The organism is Sphingomonas pokkalii (genome assembly GCF_003096275.1).
In the GTDB taxonomy this organism is placed as follows: Bacteria; Pseudomonadota; Alphaproteobacteria; order Sphingomonadales; family Sphingomonadaceae; genus Sphingomonas; species Sphingomonas pokkalii.
This window is the reverse complement of record NZ_QENQ01000018.1, coordinates 1-335: the sequence shown is the minus strand read 5'-3', so window position 1 is coordinate 335 and position 335 is coordinate 1. Positions and strand designations below refer to the sequence as shown.

Below are 335 nucleotides of genomic sequence, written 5' to 3'. Positions count from 1 at the left end.
AGCACGGCGTTCACCGCCGTCCTCCACCGCGAAAAGATCGCCATCAGCATGGACGGCAAAGGCTGCTGGCGCGACAATGTGTTCGTGGAGCGCCTCTGGCGCTCGGTGAAATACGAGGAGGTGTATCTCAACGCCTATGCTTCGGTCCCCGATGCGCGCGCTCGCATCGGCCGCTATCTCGCATTCTACAATGCAGTCCGACCGCATTCCGCGCTTGGTGGCCGGACGCCTGACCAGATATACTTCCAACAGCCGCTTCTCGCAGCGGCATGATCAACCAGCGGCAATCCACTTATCCGAGCCGCGAGCCTGTGCAGACAAACCGAGCCACCTCT

The 335-nt window shown here is 61.2% G+C and carries 1 protein-coding gene; it reads left to right on the top strand.

All coding sequences use genetic code 11. The features are described from left to right. A partial coding sequence (locus DD559_RS20225) for an integrase core domain-containing protein (RefSeq protein ID WP_240610421.1) occupies window positions 1-273 on the top strand: 273 nt, incomplete at its 5' end. Between the last annotated feature and the right edge of the window lie 62 nt (window positions 274-335).